The 19481-nt window shown below is 62.3% G+C and carries 10 protein-coding genes; 6 read left to right on the forward strand and 4 right to left on the reverse strand.

Annotated features, from left to right (window positions below):
• Positions 1-436: 436 nt before the first annotated feature.
• The 5 genes from EYF70_RS13270 to EYF70_RS13295 all read left to right on the forward strand — a co-directional run bounded on the left by EYF70_RS13270 (position 437) and on the right by EYF70_RS13295 (position 10950).
• On the forward strand, positions 437-1510 hold the full coding sequence (locus EYF70_RS13270) for a glycoside hydrolase family 62 protein (RefSeq protein WP_218943778.1): 1074 nt from the start codon (positions 437-439) through the stop codon (positions 1508-1510).
• 139 nt (positions 1511-1649) lie between these two features.
• Positions 1650-3179 carry an alpha-N-arabinofuranosidase gene (locus tag EYF70_RS13275; RefSeq protein ID WP_131145831.1) on the forward strand — a complete coding sequence of 510 codons (1530 nt, stop codon included), beginning with the start codon at positions 1650-1652 and terminating at the stop codon, positions 3177-3179.
• A gap of 93 nt (positions 3180-3272) precedes the next feature.
• The gene (locus EYF70_RS31360; protein WP_218943779.1) at positions 3273-6344 is read left to right on the forward strand and encodes a family 43 glycosylhydrolase; all 3072 of its coding nucleotides are present in this window, start codon (positions 3273-3275) and stop codon (positions 6342-6344) included.
• Positions 6345-6485: 141 nt separating this feature from the next.
• Positions 6486-8354: a cellulase family glycosylhydrolase gene (locus EYF70_RS13290; RefSeq protein WP_165497657.1), complete on the forward strand. Its 1869-nt coding sequence runs from the start codon at positions 6486-6488 to the stop codon at positions 8352-8354.
• 343 nt (positions 8355-8697) lie between these two features.
• Entirely contained in the window at positions 8698-10950 is a 2253-nt protein-coding gene (locus tag EYF70_RS13295) for a PhoX family protein (protein WP_131145833.1), read from the forward strand.
• Between the two features lie 257 nt (positions 10951-11207).
• On the opposite strand, the gene EYF70_RS13300 is transcribed toward EYF70_RS13295, so the two are convergent.
• From EYF70_RS13300 to EYF70_RS13310, 3 genes are all read right to left on the reverse strand, one after another.
• Positions 11208-14324 carry a TonB-dependent receptor gene (locus EYF70_RS13300; protein ID WP_229420909.1) on the reverse strand — a complete coding sequence of 1039 codons (3117 nt, stop codon included), beginning with the start codon at positions 14322-14324 and terminating at the stop codon, positions 11208-11210.
• Between the two features lie 121 nt (positions 14325-14445).
• Positions 14446-15729 (reverse strand): hypothetical protein, encoded by a 1284-nt coding sequence (locus EYF70_RS13305; protein ID WP_131145835.1) that lies wholly within the window; start codon positions 15727-15729, stop codon positions 14446-14448.
• Between the two features lie 170 nt (positions 15730-15899).
• Positions 15900-17441: an alpha-N-arabinofuranosidase gene (locus EYF70_RS13310; RefSeq protein WP_131145836.1), complete on the reverse strand. Its 1542-nt coding sequence runs from the start codon at positions 17439-17441 to the stop codon at positions 15900-15902.
• Between the two features lie 110 nt (positions 17442-17551).
• On the opposite strand from EYF70_RS13310, the gene EYF70_RS13315 reads away from it, so the two are divergent.
• On the forward strand, positions 17552-17857 hold the full coding sequence (locus EYF70_RS13315) for a hypothetical protein (RefSeq protein ID WP_131145837.1): 306 nt from the start codon (positions 17552-17554) through the stop codon (positions 17855-17857).
• Positions 17858-18158: 301 nt separating this feature from the next.
• Here the strand turns inward: EYF70_RS13315 and ampC are convergent, their stop codons facing one another.
• Complete coding sequence (gene ampC / locus EYF70_RS13320) at positions 18159-19328, reverse strand: class C beta-lactamase (RefSeq protein WP_131145838.1); 1170 nt, start codon at positions 19326-19328, stop codon at positions 18159-18161.
• Between the last annotated feature and the right edge of the window lie 153 nt (positions 19329-19481).

The raw sequence follows: 19481 nt of genomic DNA on the forward strand, positions 1-19481 counted from the left end.
GGCCGATCAGGCTACCCAAGTTTCCCAGGCCGAGCCAGCATAGGAATAACGGTGCAGTCATCGGTAGCGATTTTCCAGAAAATGCTTGCAGTGTGCGGATAATCGTATGACCTTGAGAGTTATTGCCGCTTTTCCAAGGTTCCAGGCGTGTCGGCAGCCACCCCTACGTTTCTTTCGGCATCGGCAGCGAAGCGGACCATGAGCGAAGACCGTGCCCTTCGGAGGGAGCGGTGGGCGGCGCGCTGGCGGGCATGCGACGTAGCACCTTTCGCACACTTCCTGCCAAAATCAGCGAATGCAGAAGTCACTGCACTCTGTTTTATCGGCATGCGCATGTTCCGCCCTATGCTCCGTTTCGAGACGGAACCGGCAGACTCCAAGAAGACTGTGGGGTTCCCCAGTCGCTTGTCGACGCGCCAAACAGAGGAAGAATGTAATGAATCGAGCAGGATGCGGAATCGGGGCAACCCTTTGGGTTGCCATGGCAATATGTAGTTGGGGTGGAAAGCAGGCACTGGCCAATGGCCCGGCCGAGCCAGCGGTGTCGCCCGCCAGGCTGGCATTCAACTGGACGTCGACCCCACCGCTCATCGCGCCTCGACCGGATCCAGTCCAGACAATCCACGGCGTGAAAGATCCTTCGATCGTTTTCGCGGACGGTAAATATCACGTGTTTCTCACAACGGCCGGATCCGCCGGTTGGGGGCTCGCGTATACAAGCTTCGAGAAATGGTCGGACGCGCCGGCCGCAAAGATTATCCCGCTCGACAAGTCCCCGATGGGGCCGGGTTATCGCGCGGCGCCGCAAGTATTCTATTTCGCTCCGCAGAAAACATGGTATCTCGTCTATCAAGGTGCCGATCCGCTGTATTCAACCTCGAAGGATATCGGCGATCCCTTGTCCTGGAGCGCGCCAAAAAAGTTCTTTCCAGTAGAACCCGACATCGTCAAGCCGCCGCAAGGCGTTGGCTGGCTGGACTTCTGGGTAATCTGCGATGACAGTAAATGCTATATGTTCGCTACCGACGATAATGGCCGTTTGCTCCGGTCCGAAACCGAACTGGCCAATTTCCCGAACGGCTTCCATAACACCGTCGCCGTGATGACCGGGAAAAAGGAAGACGTTTTCGAGGCGAGCAATACCTACAGGGTCGCCAGGACCGATACCTACATTACGCTGGTGGAAGCGATTTCGCCACAGGGCCGCTACTTCCGGATCTGGAAGAGCGATCGCCTGGACGGCAAATGGGAGCCCTTCTCTTCCGCGCCCATGAACGGTTTTGCGACCCGCGATAACGTTGAACGCATCTGGTCGGAAGGCATTTCGCACGGTGAACTGGTCCGTACCAATACCGACCAGACAATGACGATCGATCCCTGCCGGCCGCTGGAATACCTTTTCCAGGGGAACGACCCCGCAGTGCGTGTAAACGACTACATCAAGATTCCCTACCGCCTGGGCGTGATTACGGCGAAAGGTGAAAACCCGGTCAGCGCACTCTGTCGCTGACGTACTGCGTCATCTCTGCGGGAATCGTTCCGGCGCTGCGCCCAAGGCGGCCAGCGCGAGACGCTTCCTGCCAACGCCGCCGCGCCGCTGGCGGCCCTGTAGCAATCCTGGCAATCACAATCTGGAGCGCCCTCCCCGTATGAACATCGTCAAGTGCAGTCTCGTCGTCCTCGCCATGATCGCGGCACCGGTTTTCGCCGCCCGCCCGGTCAGCATCAGCATCGACGCCGGCAAACCCGGCCCGGTCATCAACAAGAACGTCTACGGCCAGTTCGCCGAGCACCTCGGCACCGGCGTCTACGAAGGCATGTGGGTCGGCCCGAAGTCGACCATCCCGAACACCAGGGGCTGGCGCAATGACGTCGTCGGCGCGCTCAAGGCGTTGCACGTGCCGCTGGTGCGCTGGCCCGGCGGCTGCTTCGCCGACACCTACCATTGGCGCGACGGCATCGGGCCACAGCACCAGCGCCCGAGCAACGTCCACGCCAATGGCAGCGTAGACGAGTTCAACGCCGTCGGCACGCACGAATTTTTTGACCTGATCGAGATGCTGGGCGCCGAGGCCTACGTGAACGGCAACGTCGGTACCGGCAGCGTGCAGGAGATGGCCGACTGGGTCGAGTACATGACTGCGGACGGGGGCTCGCCGCTGGCCAGGCTACGGGCCCGGAACGGGCGCGAAAAGCCGTTCAAGGTGGCCTACTTCGGCATCGGCAATGAGTTGTGGGGCTGCGGCGGCAACATGAAGCCCGAGTACTACGCCAGCCTGTACAGCAATTACGAGCATTTCCTTAGGGCGCCCGCGCAGTCCAGGCCGAAAATGATCGCCAGCGGCTCCGACACCGCATGGACCGAAGTCCTGAGCAAGGAACTGAAGGGGCGCACGATCGGCATCAGCGTCCACCAGTACACCGTCCCGACCGGCAACTGGGACGTCAAGGGCAAGGACCTCGGCTTCAAGGAAGACGAGTGGATCTCGACCCTGGCCAACACCATGAAAATGGATCAGATGATCAAGGACCACGTGGCCGTGCTGGACCGGAACGATCCCAAGAAGACGATCGGGCTGATGATCGACGAATGGGGCACCTGGTATGACGAAGCAGCCGGCCGAAGCGCGCTGTTCCAGCAGAATTCACTGCGCGACGCGCTCGTGGCGGCGCTCAACTTCAACATCTTCCACCAGCATGCGGAGCGGGTCCCCATGACCACCATCGCGCAGATGGTCAACGTCCTGCAGGCGATGATCCTGACCGACAAGGAAAAGATGGTCCTGACCCCGACCTACTACGCCTTCCAGATGTATGTGCCGTTCCAGGATGCCGACTCGCTGCCGCTGGCAATCAAGGACAACACAAGCTACACCCTGGGAACCGTGACCATTCCGGGCGTGAGCGCATCGGCGGCACGTGCCAGGGACGGCAAGCTGTACCTGGCGCTGGTCAACACCGATCCGTCCAGGGCGGTCGATGTCGCCGTCGACGTCGCCGGCACGAAGCTGCAGGGCGCGGCCGGCAAGGTGCTTACCGCGGCCGCGATGGACGCGCACAACACCTTCCAGCATCCGCAGGCCATCAGGCCGGCGCCGTTCAGCACGCGCGCCGCTGGCGGCAAGCTGTCGATCAAGGTGCCTGCCAAGGCCGTGATGGTCGTCGCACTGGAAAAGTGAACGCCTCCCGCGCATGGGCTTCGTGATCCCTTTCAGCACGGTTGCCCTGCGCACGATGCGCCTGTCCGATTCACTCCGCCTTCTCCGGCCTTCATGAAAAAAACCATCCGCTCCGCTGTCGTTCTCTTGTCCGTGCTGGCCATGCTGCCCGCGACGTCGTTCGCGCTCAACCCGGTCATTCAAACGATGTACACCGCCGATCCGGCGCCCATGGTCCACAAGGGCACGCTCTACCTGTTTTCCAGCCACGACGAAGACGTCGGCGCGAAGAACAGCTTCAACATGAAGAACTGGGTGCTCGCCACGACGACAGACATGGTGAACTGGACCCAGCATGGCGTGGTCGCCTCCCTCCGGGATTTTCCGTGGGCCTCCAAGGAGAATTCGGGCTGGGAGGGGTTCGACAACGGCGCCTGGGCGCCGCAGGTGATCGAGAGGGATGGCAAATGGTATATGTATGCCCCCGTGCATGGCCGGGGCATCGGCGTGCTGGTGGCCGATAATCCACTGGGTCCCTACATCGATCCCATCAAGAAGCCGCTGATCGCCGGCCACGCCGGCGGCCTGCATGACAGCATCGATCCCACGGTCTACATCGACGACAAGGGCCAGGCCTATCTCGCCTGGGGCAATCCCAATCTCTGGTCGGTAAAGCTGAACAAGGACATGATTTCCTACGACACCAGCGTCGGCGAGCAGGGCATCATTCGCCATCCGATGACGGTCAAGGCCCTGGGCGAGCGCAATCCTCCGGACACACAGGGCACTACGCTGCCAAAACCTGCCTTGCGCGGTACCTCGTACGAAGAGGGACCCTGGCTCTATAAGCGCAAGAACCTCCACTACCTGTTCTTTGCCGGCGGTCCGATCCCTGAGCACCTCGCCTACTCCACCGGTCCCACACCCGAAGGCCCGTGGACCTACGGCGGTGTCGTCATGGCCCCTCAAAGCGCCTTCACCAACCACCCGGGCGTGGTCGATTTCAAGGGAAAGACCTACCTCTTCTATCACAACGCCGCGCTCCCGGGAGGTGACGGCTTCAAGCGCTCCGTGGCGGTCGACGAGCTGACGTTCAACCAGGATGGATCGATTCCGCTGGTGCAGCCGACGAAGGAAGGGCCGGCACCGGTCGCCACCCTCGATCCCTACAGGCGCGTGGAAGCCGAGACCATCGCCTGGTCTTCCGGTGTCAAGATCGAGCCCAGCAGCGCGGGTGGCCAGAATGTGCGCGACATCCACGACGGGGACCACATCCGGGTGCGCAATGTCGATTTCGGCGCGGCTGGTGCGCGCACCTTCACGGCCAGCCTGTCCAGCACGGCCAAGGCGGGAACGGCTACCGGGGCGGCGATCGAAATTCGTCTCGACAAGCTCGACGGCCAGTTGATCGGCACGCTGCCTGTCTCGGGAACCGGTGGCGAATGGGCGCGGCAGTCCGTGCCGGTCTCCGGCGCCGCCGGCGTCCACGATATCGTCTTCGTGTTTCGCGGTGCGGCCGGGGATGCACTGTTCAAGTTCGACTACTGGCGATTCCTGCAGCGCGACCCCATGGCGTCCCGGGTCCCTCCGGCGGCCCCTTTGAAGCCTGCCCATAACCCCATCATCTGGGCCGACGTTCCGGACATCGCCATCATCCGTGTCGGAAAAACCTACTACATGAGCAGTACGACGATGCACATGAGCCCGGGCCTGCCGATCATGAAGTCGGCCGACCTGGTCAACTGGAACATGGCCTCCTACGCCTATGACACGCTCGAAGACAGCGAAGCCTTCCGCCTCGAGAACGGCAAGGACGCCTACGGTGCCGGCTCGTGGGCCAGCAGCATCCGTTACCACGACGGCGTGTTCCATGCCTCGACGTTCACCCCCACCGCCGGCGGACGCACCCACGTCTTCACCACACGCGATCCCGAACGCGGCCCGTGGAAGGAGACGAGTTTCGAACCCCTGATGAATGACCACAGCCTGTTCTTCGACGATGACGGCCGCGTGTACATGGTCTGGGGGTGCAACAAGATCATGCTCACCGAGCTCGAACGCGACCTCACCGGCGTCAAGCCTGGCGGCGTGAACAAGCCCATCATCGAACAGGTCAACGCCCTGTTCGGTGCCGACCAGGGCGGGCTCTGCGGCGAGGGCTCGCAGCTCTCCAAGGTCGATGGCCGCTACTACCTGTTCAACATCGCCTCGCCGAAGACGCGGTGGGCGCGCTCCGTCATCGTCCACCGCGCCGACGCGATCGACGGGCCCTACGAGGGCCGCATCGTGCTCGATGACCGCGGTATCGCCCAGGGCGGGCTCGTCGACACCCCGGAGGGCAAATGGTATGCCTATCTGTTCAAAGACAACGGCGCGGTTGGCCGCATCCCCTACCTCGTGCCCGTGACGTGGCAGGACGGCTGGCCCGTGCTCGGCCAGGACGGCGAGGTGCCCATGTTGCTCGACATCCCCGCCGGCGGACAAGGCGCGTCCGGCGCGTCCGGCATCGTCGCCTCCGACGAATTCGACCGCCCTTCCGGCGCCCCGGCCCTGCCCCTGGCCTGGCAGTGGAATCACAATCCCGAGCCGCGCGACTGGTCGCTCACCAGGCGCCCCGGATACATGAGCTTTGTCACCAGCCGGGTCGATGCCAGCCTGCCCGAGGCCAGGAATACCCTCACCCAGCGCATGTTCGGGCCCGACAGCTTCGCGACCACCAGCATCGACGTGAGCCGCATGAAAGACGGCGACTGGGCCGGCCTGTCCGCTTTCCAGAAACAGTATGGTTTTGCCGGCGTAACCATGCGCGGCGGCGCCAGATCGCTCGTCATGGTGAGTGCCGACGCCGGCCAGCCCGAGGAGATCGCTTCCATTCCCCTCGCCGGCAATACCGTTCACCTGAAGGTCGAAGCCCAATTCCAGTCCGCGCCCGATGACGCGCGCTTTGGCCTCGACGAGGGCGGCGCCAAGATCTACGGCATACCCGGGGCGCCGGAAGTGGCCCGCTTCTCCTATAGCCTCGACGGTAAATCCTGGCTCCCCATCGGTCGTCCCTCGCGCCTGGCCTACACCTTTCCCCATTTCATGGGTTACCGCTACGCGCTCTTCTTTTATTCGACCAGAACACCCGGCGGCCGTGTCGACTTCGACTACTACCGGACAGGTCGAAGCGGCGGCTCCCCGTGACCGCCGGCTCGCCGGGCAGGCAGGCCCGAACCTGCGCGGCAAACGGAAGCCGGACGTCCCAAAGCCAGACGTCCCAGACATGGCTGTCTTTCGGACAGGCGTTCCATGTACACAAACCTACCAACAACGGAGATAAGTGAAATGAACGAAAAACCTCTCAGCATTGCATCCCTTCTGATGGCTCTATCGGGAGGCGCCGTGGACGTCCAGGCGCAGACGTGCACGCCAACGCCGGTAACGCCCTACATTTATTCGGATGGCGCCTGGAATATGACCGCAACTGCGGCGATCAATATCGGAAACAGGATAGGATTGGGACCGCAGCCAGTCAACGGCGGGTCCTGGTCATGGAGCGGCTGTGGAACAGCGGGTTCTTCGCGAGAGCAATTCGTGTCGCCAGGCGCCAGCTGTACGGCAACCGCCGTCCACACCAATGGTTGCGGCGCACAGACTACGCAATCCTTTGCAATCACAGCCTATCCCAACTACAACACCAACCCGATTCCCCCCAATGCAAGCGGCATGCACAGTAACGCTGTGCAGTTGGCCGCGAAGATCAGGCTGGGAACCAATATTGGTAACACGATGGAGGCCTGGGGTTGCAATACGCCGTCGGAAACATGCTGGGGCAATCCGGTGGTTTCCGCGGCTTACCTCAAACTGGTCAAGGACAGCGGCTTTGACGCGATCCGGATCCCCGTATCCTGGGATCAGTATGCCGATCAGGTCACTGGAAAGATCAACGACGCCTGGCTCAACCGCGTGAAACAGGTGGTGCAGCAAGCAGTCGATAACGGGCTCTACGTCATCGTCAACATCCATTGGGACGGTGGCTGGCTGGAGAGGAATATCAACGAAGCCAGCAAAGTCGCCGTCAACGCCAAGCAGAAAGCCTACTGGGAGCAGATTGCCACGCATCTGCGTGACTTCGACGAGCATGTCTTGTTCGCCAGTGCCAACGAACCCGAAGCCAGGACCGCCGAGGAAATCGCCGTTCTCGACAGTTTTCACCAGACATTCGTCAACGCGGTACGTTCGACAGGTGGCAGGAACGCGCATCGCGTGCTGGTGATCCAGGCGCCTTTGACCGACATCGACAGGGCGTTCAACGACTGGCACGCCATGCCGTCGGACACCGTGGCGGGCCGCCAGATGGCCGAAGTCCATTACTACCCCTGGAGCTTCACGAACCAGCCGGAAGATGCCGACTATTCCCAGGTGTTCTGTTATTGGGGTAACGGCCACCATTCGACCACCGATACCTATCGCAACTCGACCCGGGAGGAAGAAGCTTATACCGATGCGCAGTTCGCAAAAATGAAGGAAAAATTCGCGGACCAGGGGATTCCCGTCGTGCTGGGGGAGTTTGCCGCGGTATTGCGTCCCGAGACAGTTTGCACCGACATGCCCATGCATCGCGCCTCGCGGGCCTATTACGCGCAGCATGTCGCCAAATCGGCACTGGCACACGGCATGTTGCCGTTCTACTGGGAGATCGGAATGAATCCCGGCCTGTTATTCGACCGTGGTACGCCAGCGGTGGGTGACCCGCAAATTTACGATGGGCTTCTCGCTGGAGCTGGAAAAGCAATCGCGTTGAGTACTGCCCCGAACAGCTGGACCTTGAGCGGTGGCGCTTCGAATACCAGTTCAGCCTCGAATATGGCATTGACCCTCACCCAGGCGGGCGCCACTGCCGGCTATACGTTCGCCAATCCCGTCGACTGGCACCGTGCGACCCTGAAAGTGGTCCTGCGTTTCGATGAGACGTTTGTTTCGAATCGGCGCGGCGGAATCGACCCTATCCTGCAGTTCTACACCTACCGCTCCAATTGGGCTGCTTCCCAGTTCAAGTGCTGGACCGCCGACAAGGTGCTGGTGCCAAACCAGGACACGGAATTCACCTGTTCCGCATTTAACATGCCCAAAGCCCTGGGGGTCGGCATCCAGTTCGCTGGCACAGCAGGTTCCGTGACCATTCAAAGAGCCAGTATCAGATTCGCTCGATAACATTGCGGCGCCGGAGCCGGCTTCGCGAAAGGAGCCGGCTTCGGGCGCTTCGGCCTGTCGTACTCGTCGGCGAAGTAAAGCATTCAACGGGCACTTGTGCGGCGGCAGCACCGGCTGCGGCACAAGCCTCGCCACCGCCGCGGCCCACATCCCTACCTGCTCCATCCCCCCAATGCCGAACGGCTACCACGCGTGAAACAGGCGCGTGCACGCATCCGCCTTTGCGATACGACATATCACCCGAAACGATTTTACTGATGTCTCCTGCGTTAGCAATACTGCAATCCCGCGTTTTGATCGCGGCGGAAATCCAACAATAAAAGACACCCATCAGGAGACAACAATGACCAAGCCTCATGATCCGATTCGTCCGTCGACCGTGCCGGATGACGACAATTGCAACAACTCATCGAACGACCACTTCAATGCCGTGCTGGCTGCGCGCATGTCTCGCCGCAGCATGCTGCGCGCCGGCTTCGCGACGGCGGCGGGCGCCGTCATGGGCACCATGGGTTTGAGCGCATGCGGCGGTTCCGGCGATCCGGACCCGGTAGCAATCCCCCCGGCGGCCCCCGTACCAGCCGAAAAGCTGCTGGCGTTTGCCGCGGTACCGAAAAGCCTGGCCGATACCGTCGCCGTGCCGGCCAGCTATACCGCGACCATCCTGTATGCGCTGGGCGACCCGCTGCGCGCCGCCACTCCAGCCTACAAGAACGACGGTACCGACACAGATTTCGACAACCGCGCCGGCGACCATCATGACGGCATGGAATACTTCGGCCTGACGGCCAGCGGTGTCCCATCGGCCTCCGGCGCCGAGCGCGGCGTGCTGGCCATGAATCATGAAGCGACCACCGCCGAAAGACTTGCCTCGCATTTTCTGCATGCCGATGGCGGCACCGCCACCCTGCCGCGTCCCGCCGCCGAAGTGGACAAGGAAGTCGCGGTGTACGGCATCAGCGTGATCGAAGTGAAGAAGACCGGCAGCACCTGGTCCAGCATCGTCGATTCGCCCTTCAACCGCCGGCTGACTCCCTTGTCCGACGTCGAGATCTCCGGTCCGGCGCGCGGCAACGCCCTCCTGGTGACCCAATACTCGCCGGCCGGCACCCGCACCCGAGGTACCCTGAGCAACTGTGGCGGCGGCCGTACACCATGGGGCACCTACCTGTCCGGCGAAGAAAACTGGGCCGGCTACTTCGTGCGGGGCGCGGCTGACGATGCCGCACGGGGCAACGACAAGAGCGTCGTTGCGCTGCGCCGCTATGGCCGCAGGCAGGGCGCCACATCGCGCCACGGCTGGGAAACAGGCGGCGCGGACGACCGGTACCAGCGCTGGGACATCAGCAGGAAAGGCGCATCGGCGAACGGCAGCGACGACTACCGCAACGAAATGAACGGCCAGGGCTACCTCATCGAAGTCGACCCGTACGACAAGACCAGGACGGCCAGGAAGCGCAGCGCGCTGGGCCGCTTCGCGCACGAGAGCGGGGCGTTCGGCAATCCGGTTGCCGGCCAGCCGCTGGCGGTTTACATGGGCGACGACTCGCGTAACGAATACATCTACAAGTTCGTCTCGAAGGAAGTCTGGAACGCCAGCGACGCGACCCCGGCCGACCGCATCGGTACCGGGGACAAGTACCTCGATTCAGGCACGCTGTACGTGGCCAGGGTGAATGCCGACGGCACCGGCCAGTGGATCGAACTGTCGCTCGCCAACCCGCTGATCTCCGCCTACACCACCTACCCGTTCGCCGACCTGGCCGATGTGCTGGTCAACGCCCGCCTGGCGGCGGACGCTGTCGGCGCGACCCGCATGGACCGGCCGGAATGGTGCTCGGTACACCCGGTCACCGGCGAAGTCTACTACACGCTGACCAACAACTCGAACCGCAGCGTCGACCCGGGCGCCGCGCCGGCGCTGTTGCCGGACGCGGGCAACCCGCGCGTCTACACCGATATGCAGGGCGCCGCCGCCCAGAACGGCAACCCGAACGGCCATATCATCCGCTTCAAGGAAGGCACGGGAGGATCGTCCGCCACCAGCTTCACCTGGGACGTCTACCTGTTCGCAGCGGAGAGCGGCGCCGACGCGACCAGGGTGAACCTGTCGGGCCTGACCGCCGACCAGGACCACTCGAGCCCGGACGGGCTGGCCTTCGTGAAGAGCACCGGCATCTGCTGGATCCAGACCGACGACGACGCTTACGCCGACGTCACCAACAACATGATGCTGGCGGCGGTGCCTGGCCAGGTCGGCGACGGCGCCAGGACCACGCTTGCTTACGACAAGGCCGACGGCAGCAAGCTCAATGTCGACACCTTCGTCGGCAAGAAGCCTACCGCGGATACGCTCAAGCGCTTCCTAGTCGGTCCGTCCAACTCGGAAATCACCGGTATCACCGAGACCCCTGACGGCAAGGCGCTGTTCATCAACATCATGCACCCGGGCCTTTACACCGCGCGAGCCGACATTGGCGATCCGGCCAGGTACAAGAGCCAGTGGCCGGCCAACGCGGGCTACGGTGCCGGCAAGCGCCCCCGTTCGGCGACCATTGTCATTACCAAGAATGACGGTGGGCGCATCGGAACCTAAGGAGTGCTTCCTCAAGGGCTGCCCGGCGGCAGGAACCGGGTCGACGGCCAGGTGGACGACCGCGCATCGATGATCGTGCAGCCCTGACACCAGGAAATCAGACTACAGGAGGAACCTTGCCGAGTCTGCGAGAACAGCGGCACGAAAAAAGGGGCGGCCGAAGCCGCCCGTGAAACCACCGGCAAAGCGGCAGGAGACTAACGAGTATCCATTGCGCCTGCATGGCGATAGAGTTGATGTCGGGACAGCGCCATGGCTTAGTACGTGTACCGCAGCGCCAGGCGATAGCTGCGGCCAGGCTCGAACCAGGCACGCGCCATGTTGCCGATGTACTGCTGCTGGGTCTGCCTGACGACCGTATCCGTGAGGTTGGTTGCCGAGAAACTGGCCTGGACGCGCTCGGTAATCCTGTAGTCCAACCCGAGGTCCAGCTGTCCGGCAGCCTCCTGCCAGGTCGGCAAGCCCCAGCCCACATCGTGCGGATACACCGTCTTGCCATCCACGACCGTTGCCCGGGTCGGGTCGGCGCTGGTGGCGCCGTCGTCGCCCTTCGTGCCATTGACGCTCACGCCCTGCAGGAAGCGGCCGCGCCAGCTGTAGGCCAGGCGCATCGACAGCGGTCCCCTGTCGTACAGGAAGGTCAGGTTGTAGGCGTTGCGCGACAGGTACTGCAGGGGCATTTCAGTGAACGGCAAGCCATTGGTGTCGCAACCGTACAAGCTCAGCGAACTGTTGTTGAACGTATCCTTGGCCGGGCAGTACTTCAGGTTGAAGGGATGATGCAGGGTCTGCCTGCTCTTGATGTAGGTGTAGTTCGCCGCGACGCCGAAGCCTTTCGCCCATTCCGGCAAGACGCGCGCCAGCGCTGGCACATCATTGAAGTAGGCCTGGCCAGCGAGCTCCAGCCCCGTCACGCTGCCGTCCGCGACATTGTCCGGCGCGGTGATCAGGAAAGTTTGCGCGTTGCCGGCAATGCTGTTGAAGTCGCGGGTATAGGCCGAATTCATGATGATGTCGCGCACGTCCTTGTGGAACAGCGCGGCCGTCAGCGACCCGCCACCCTTGGGATACCACTCGAGCGTCAGATCATAGCTGCGCGCCTTGATCGGCTTCAGCTTGACATTGCCATGGCTGAAGCCCTCGTAGCCGACGTTCTGCATCGTTGTGCCGGGAACGGTGACGAGCTTTTGCTCGACCTCGGTGTACTCCCTCAGCTGGTTGAAGCCCGGACGGTACATCGTCTGCCCGAACCCGAAGCGCGTTTGCAACTGTGGGGTCAATTCCATCTTCAGGTTAAGGCTTGGCAGCACGTCGACGGCGCTGCGGCCGTCGTTGTTCTCCTGGGCGATCGGTGCGAACCTCGGCACCGATGGCGGCGGATTGCGGGGCACCCTGAGGATGGTGTAGCCCTGGGCATCCGCGCGGGTATGGACCACGCGCACGCCGGCGCTGCCTTCAACCGGAAAGCGCAGGTCGTCGAAGCCGAAGCGCGTCGACAGATAGACGGCTTCGGTCCGTTCCGATTGGCGGCTGGTTCGTTCCGGGTTGCCCTCGAAGACGAGCGGCAAGGCGGGATCCGACAACTTCGAGCAATCCTGCTGGTCCGCGAAGCGTGCCGCGTTGGCGTCCTCGCAGATCAGCTTCCTGGCCGCGTTGACGATATTGTGGATGTTGCCGTAGTCCCTGACCGCGGCCATGGTCGGCACCACCAGGGCGCCAGGCGCCGGCACCTTGCCGCTGAAGAAGTTATCGAAGTTGTAGGTCGTGGTCTCCACCAGGGCCCCGTACCTCGGATCGCTCAGGTAACCGAGATTGGCGCGCGACGCCCAGCCCGGCAAGTCCGACTTGACGGCAGGCTGTCCCGCGATGGAGGTATTCTTGACGCCCCATGGCTCGGCGGCGGACATCCAGCGCGAGCCCATCGACTCGATGTTCTCGATCGTGCGCTTGGTTGCGCGCACGCCGAAGCGGATGTCGCGCATGACCGGATGGTCGAACTTGAAGCGGACATCGGTCTTCCACGCATACAGGTCGGCTTCCGCCTTGCTCAGGTTCGGTACCGCGACATCCAGGTAGTAGTTCGACCGGTTCCGCAGGAACGCCTTTGCCGTATCGTCGAAAGTGATCCGGCCAGGCTTGCCGGTCAGGTCGATGTCCATGCTCGGCACGTAGGTCGCCAGCGTCAGGTTGCCGCCGATGCTCTTGTTCGAGGCATGGACCCATTGCAGGTCGTTCTGGACCAGCCAGCGCTGGTCGATGTTCCACTTGGCGTTCCAGGCGATTTCCCGGGTCTGCGAGCGCTTGTCGCCATAGGCCTGGTTGCTGCTGAAGCCCAGTCCACCCGCGGCGAAGTTGTTCGCACCGCGGCCGCCGATCGGATACGTGTACCTGGCCGACCGCAGTACCCCGTTGCCATCGAACTGGGGGTTCACGAGCACGGACTTGTAGGCGTCCTCCACGCCCGTATACAGCGCGTTCTCGGTGCCGGTTTCCTTGTAGCCGGAGTGAAAATAGGTGAGCGCGGATTCCATGCCCCCCTTCTTCCACTGCAGCGCGCCATACACGCCGACGCGGTCGGTCTTGCTGGTGTTGGTACGCCACGAGCCTGACTTGGGCACCCACACGGTCCGCCCGTCGATGATGTCGGTGCGGGGAAAGTAGGCGTCCAGCTGGATCGTGTCGTTGCGGTTGTTGTTCTGGTTGCCGGACAGGTTGAGCAGCGCGCCCCATTGGCCGAAGCTGTTTTCCCATCGATGCGAGACCAGGCCGGAGAGCGCGGGCGAAGTTTTTCTGCCGAGCTCGTTGTGGTTCACGTACGTCGAGGCTGCGAACTTGTCGCCCTTGTAGTCGAAAGGCAGCGCGGTGCGCAAGTCGACCTGTCCGCTGACGCCCCCTTCGATCAGTTCGGCCGGCGGGTTCTTGTGCACGACCACCGCGGACATCAGTTCCGCCGGGATGTCGCCCCAGCTCAATTCACGTCCCGGGTAGCCGGCCGAGAACGATTCGCGGCCGTTCAGGGTGGACGAACCCCAGGTCAGGCCGCGCACCGAAATGCCGGAACCCTCGACCGAGAAATGTTCCGGGTCGCCGCGCGAGCGGTTGCGGTCCATCGTCACGCCGACAACGCGCTGCAGCACCTCGGTGATCGATCTGTCCGGCAGCTTGCCCGCCTCTTCGGCGACGACGCCGTCGACCACTTCCTCGGCATTCTGCTTGAGCTTCGCAGCCGATTTCATGGCCGCGCGCTGCCCGCTGACGACCACGGTCGTGACTTCTTCGTCCTTGGCGGACGGCGCCTCAAGCGCGGCCTGTGCCTGTGCTTGGCCGCTGTACAGCATGGCAAGCTGCACCGCCGCGAACGCCAGTGCGGTCATCCGCAAGGGTTGCCGCCTTCCGATTGTTCCAATTGTCCCCATTGTCTCCATCCTGTTGAATTCTTGTTGTGCCCTGGTTGCCCACCACGCCGGGCGGCGCGGAGTACATCGTCGTCCGCCATCACTGGAGGGTGATCTTGCCTTTCAGCTTGACCGTGGTCGGGTAGTTCGGCGCCGGCGCGGTGGTACTCGGCACATTGACGTTGCCTTCCGTCGAAGCGAACGAAACGAGGACGATCGGATAGTCCTGCAGCTCGACCCAGGGATCCAGCTCCGCCAGCTCGCAGCCGCCATCCACGACGGCGAAGTCCTTGAGGCGGATCGTGTAGTCCGTCATGTCCGCGGAGCCTGGCTTGAACGTCGCCCGCAGCGTCACGTTGCAGTGATCGTTGTTGGCTTTCCTGTTGTAGTGGCCGAGGACCAGGTCGACGTTGACCTGGTTGTTGGTCGAATCGAACCATTCCTGGTTCAGGCCGAGGGTGAACCTGAGCTCCGCCTGGGCATCGATCCGCATGCCTTCGGCCGTGTTTCCGGCAGTCGACTTGCTCGCCACCCCAGGCGCGTACACGTCGATTTGCGCCCAGGTGTGCCACCAGCCGCCGCTGGGAGGCTCTTGCTGCCAGCTGTACGTATTGCTGACGGTGCTGCCGTCCGCCGAAAGGCGCAGGTCGCACCAGCCGTCGCACCACCAGTTGCGCAGGCTGCTGCCGCCGCCCTGTTCGACTTTCCCGTTCTCGTTGGTCAGCGTCGCACTCTTGTAACCGCTCGAGAACGTCAGCTCGGGCGCCGCCGCGGTGCCGATCGGTATGGTCCTTTCCAGCTTCGACGTCTCGTAGATCTCGCCGCCGTCGGCGGTCGCGGTGACGATGCACAGCCCATCGGCGAGCTTATGCAGGGAGCTTCCGTCGACCGAGCACACCGCGGGGGTGCTGGAGGTGAAGACGACCGGCAAGCCCAGGCTCGACGCCGCGGCCAGCGGCACTGGCGTCCCATCCAGGGGCTGCTTGCCCGGATTGCGGAAGCGGATCGCCTGCGGCTGCTTGGGAATGACGAACAGCTGGCGCGCGGTGGCCGCAGCATAGCCGTTCCCGCCGGCCTGGTTGGCGTTCACCGAGCACTCGCCGGCTTTCAGCAGCGACAGCGTGGAACCGCTCACGCTGCAGGTGCCAGGCGTGTTCGACACATATGCAATCTCCCCGCCGGAACTGGCTGTGGCCTTGAGCGTGATGGTCGCGATGGTCGGCGGAACGGCCAGCGTCTCGCCGCCCGGGAATGGGAAGGAAACCGATTGCGCCATCCCGCCTTCGCCGGCGCTATCGCCACCACCACCACCACCACCACCACCACCACAGGCGGCGAGCAGCGCGGCGCATGCCAGCCCGATAGCCGTTTGCTGTACTCTCATTCTTGTTGTCCCCTCATGATTTTTTGCTTCCTCTCCATTGGGTCTGCTTCAGTGGGTCTGCTTCATCGGGTCGACTTCACATGACATGTCACCGGCCACGCTGCCGACAAGATGGAATCCGCCTCTTTTCAGCGCACCGGCGTGCGCAGGAGGAGCGTGTGGCTGTTGGGTCAGCTCTCGACCGCGACGACCAACACCGCCTTGGCCGGGATCTTCAGGCGCAAGGTGCCATTGGCCGCCTTCGCCTTGAACGGCGCGGGCTTGATCGCATCCTTTTGCTGGAAGGTGTTGTGGGCGTCCATCGCCGCCGCTGTCAGCACCTGGCCGCTTGCGCCGGAGACGTTCTGTCCGGCGACATTGACCGCCACGTCCGACGCCTCGTTCGGGTTGGTGTTGACGATCGCCAGGTACAGCTTGCCGTCCCTGGCGCGCGCCGCCGAGGCGCTGATCATCGGGATGCTGGCCGCGCCGACCCGGTACTCGACGTTGTCGCGCAGGGTCACCGGCAACGAGGTCGCATCCTGGAACGGCACATACATCTTGTAGGCATGGTAGGTCGGAGTCAGCAGCATCTGGTCCTTGTCGGTGAGGATCATCGCCTGCAGCACATTGACCATCTGCGCGATATTGGTCATCGTGACCCGGTCCGCATGGGCATGGAAGATGTTGAAGTGCAGCGCCGCGACGACGGCGTCACGCAGCGTGTTTTGCTGGAACAGGAAGCCGGCATTGGTGCCCTTCTCCACGTCGTACCAGGTGCCCCACTCGTCGATCAGGAAGCCGATCTTTTTTTCCGGATCGTTCTTCTCGAGCGCCGCGACGTTTTCCCTGATGCTCGTGTCGATTTTCAGGGCATTCACCAGGGTCGACATCCATTGCGCCTCCGGAAAGCCGGTGGCCGAACCCTTGACGTCCCAGTTCCCGGTGGGGATGGTGTAGTAGTGGTAGCTGATGCCGGCGGTGCGGCCCTTCAGGCCCTTGCTCAGCACGTCGGTCCACCGGTTGTTCGTGTGGCCGCCGCCGGCAACGATTTTCGGGCGGTATTGCGCCGGTGCCTTCAGGAAGGTTTCGTAGTTGTTGTAGAGATTGACGTAGTACTCCGGCGTCATATTGCCGCCGCAACCCCATGACTCGTTACCGACGCCGAAAAAATCCACCTTGAACGGCTTGGCGCGGCCGTTCTTGCGGCGCAGCTCGGCCAGGGTCGACTTGCTGTCGGATGTCATGTACTCGATCCATTCCGACATTTCCTGCGGGGAGCCAGTGCCCAGGTTGCCGCTCACATAGGTGTCGGCTCCCAGCATTTCGGCCAGATCGAAGAATTCATGGGTGCCGACCGCATTGCTTTCTTCCACGCCGCCCCAGTTGGTGTTGACCTTGACCGGGCGTTTGTCACGCGGGCCGATACCATCTTTCCAGTGGTATTCATCGGCAAAGCAGCCGCCCGGCCAACGCACCAGCGGTACGCGTAATTCCTTCAGCGCACCAACCACGTCCCTGCGCCAGCCCCGGATATTCGGAATCCTGGAGCCAGGGCCGACCCACATGCCTTCATAGATTCCGGTGCCCAGATGTTCTGCGAACTGGCCATAAATGTTTTTGTTGATGACGGCACCCGGCCTGGCCGGATCGATGTCGATGGTCACGGCCGCAAATACTGGCGCGAACGCCAGCATTGCAAGCGCCATCACACTGCTCTTTACTACACTCATGTCTTCTCCGCTCCGTTTTTTTAATGCTGTCGATTGGCAGCTTTGCTGTCGATTGCGGGACGGAGAGCACGCTCTCTTGCCCGGCAGTTCGGCGGAGTCTATCCCAATCAATGCGTCAAAAATACGGGGCGGAATACGCCATTTCGAGCGATGACGGCCCGGCGAAAAAAATCCGCACGGGCGGAACCGGCATTCGTGCAATTTTTGTTATTGTTCGCTGGGACGGGTCGCCATTCGATCCGGCCACTCCCTCTGCGCCAGTGGCCGCGCCGCCATCGCGGCAGGTCGATTGCATGAAGTGCAGTATCAATACGATTATCTGCACCTTGAAATCTCTTCACCAAATGCGTTATGCCGTTGCCGGTCCCTGGTTGGTTCTTGGAGCCTGGCAGTCAGCGCCGGCGAACGCGCAATAGCACGTCGCACGGCACCGCACCGGATTGCCAAAGCAGCAGGCGGACCGGTCGGCTACACACTTTTATTGGAGGACCAAGTGCCGAGCGTATCGGTTCAAGCAGGCCTTGATCGGCGCTGCCCCGTCGGTCACGGAAAATAGAGAAGGATTGTGCCGACCAGGCAGCGCGGCACTATCGATGTCGCGAGACCGCGCATGGACAGCCGAGCGAACGGCTCGGCGTAACTTCGGTACCGGTGCCCGCCATCGACGGCGGCGTACTCACATCGATGTCGATGGCTGGAGACCGGCAACAGGAGGGTTCACTGACTGCTGTTCAGGCGCTCAAGAATGTTGTAACCCGCGGTGACCCGGTCCGCCATTGGATAGGCTTTATTCGCGAGCAGGACGACACCGATTCGCTTTGCTGGAACAAAGGCCACATAACTGGAAAAGCCAGCAGTCGAGCCGGTCTTATTCACCAGCAACTCGACCTGCGCCGTTTGCGATATTTCCGGTTTGGCAGTGGCGTTTGCCTTGAATACGATTTGCTCTGAATTTCCCGCCAACAGCACATCGAGTTTCAATGGATATGGATACATTTCCCACGAAAACCCTTGTGTCATGGGGCCGATCTGGTAATGCGGAACCTGGGTGTCACGGACTGCGCGTTGCCATTTGGCGTCGAGTTGCCCGGGGTGCATGTTGTGCTCCAGGAAGCGGAGCAAGTCGGTCGCGGTTGTCTTCACGCCATAGGCATACAGCGCCACGGGGCCCGCACTGAGCCTGACCGGCTCGTCCTTCCAGGTATAACCTTGCGCATAGTTCTGCATCTGGTCGGCCGGCACACCGAGGTAAGTGTGCGTCAGCCCGAAGGCGGGGAAGAGCTGCTTTTCCATTGCCACATCGAACGGCATCTGCAGACTCGCGGCCACTACGATGCCCAGCAGGCCGGAACTGGGATTGGAATACGTGCGCGACGACCCGGCGATATGGTCGGGCTTCCAGTTACGGTAATAGGCCATCAGCTGATCGGCGTCTTGCACCTCGCCCGGCACTTGAAGCGGCAAGCCGCCTGCGGTATTGGTACCCAGGTTCATAATGCTGACCTTGTCGAACGCGCTTCCACGGAGCTGGGCCACATACTCGCTGGCTTTGTCGGTCAGGGCAAGCTTGCCGTCGGCTTGCGCATAGGTGGCCAGCGTTGCCGTAAACATCTTGCTGATCGAGCCGATTTCAAACAGGGTGTCGTCGGTCACGCTCTGTTTCGTATCCCTCGACATGACGCCGAAGTTATAAACGCAGCGTTGGCCATCCACGCTCACGCCAACCGCCATTCCAGGGAGTGCGTTTTTTTCCATGATCGGCTTGATTACCTGTTCGACCGCCGCTTTGACCTTGCAGTTGTCGACCTCGGCCGCCTGGCAGACAGAAACCGAGAATAATCCTGAAATGAACAGCAGAGCGGGTGAACCACGGGAATTGAGTTGCATATCGCAGGGCCTCTTTTAATATCGGGAACGAACAAACGCTTCGTGGTGACGCGTTCGCCCCAGGAACGAGAAGCAGTGCGGCGCCGCCACTTGAAGCGATTATCGTACCGAAGCACGGCGCGTCGGCTGGAAATGGGACGAAGCGGCCCATGT

Origin of the sequence: Pseudoduganella albidiflava, assembly GCF_004322755.1 — a bacterium.
Classification (GTDB): domain Bacteria; phylum Pseudomonadota; class Gammaproteobacteria; order Burkholderiales; family Burkholderiaceae_D; genus Rugamonas; species Rugamonas albidiflava.

What these genes read in the sequence shown, in the direction of transcription:
- EYF70_RS13270 (WP_218943778.1), top strand. Translation starts at nt 437, where the DNA reads ATGAATCGAGCAGGATGCGGAATCGGGGCAACCCTTTGGGTTGCCATG.
- EYF70_RS13305 (WP_131145835.1), bottom strand. Translation starts at nt 15,729, where the DNA reads ATGAGAGTACAGCAAACGGCTATCGGGCTGGCATGCGCCGCGCTGCTC.
- EYF70_RS13310 (WP_131145836.1), bottom strand. Translation starts at nt 17,441, where the DNA reads ATGAGTGTAGTAAAGAGCAGTGTGATGGCGCTTGCAATGCTGGCGTTC.
- EYF70_RS13275 (WP_131145831.1), top strand. Translation starts at nt 1,650, where the DNA reads ATGAACATCGTCAAGTGCAGTCTCGTCGTCCTCGCCATGATCGCGGCA.
- EYF70_RS13295 (WP_131145833.1), top strand. Translation starts at nt 8,698, where the DNA reads ATGACCAAGCCTCATGATCCGATTCGTCCGTCGACCGTGCCGGATGAC.
- ampC (WP_131145838.1), bottom strand. Translation starts at nt 19,328, where the DNA reads ATGCAACTCAATTCCCGTGGTTCACCCGCTCTGCTGTTCATTTCAGGA.
- EYF70_RS13300 (WP_229420909.1), bottom strand. Translation starts at nt 14,324, where the DNA reads ATGACCGCACTGGCGTTCGCGGCGGTGCAGCTTGCCATGCTGTACAGC.
- EYF70_RS31360 (WP_218943779.1), top strand. Translation starts at nt 3,273, where the DNA reads ATGAAAAAAACCATCCGCTCCGCTGTCGTTCTCTTGTCCGTGCTGGCC.
- EYF70_RS13315 (WP_131145837.1), top strand. Translation starts at nt 17,552, where the DNA reads ATGCGTCAAAAATACGGGGCGGAATACGCCATTTCGAGCGATGACGGC.
- EYF70_RS13290 (WP_165497657.1), top strand. Translation starts at nt 6,486, where the DNA reads ATGAACGAAAAACCTCTCAGCATTGCATCCCTTCTGATGGCTCTATCG.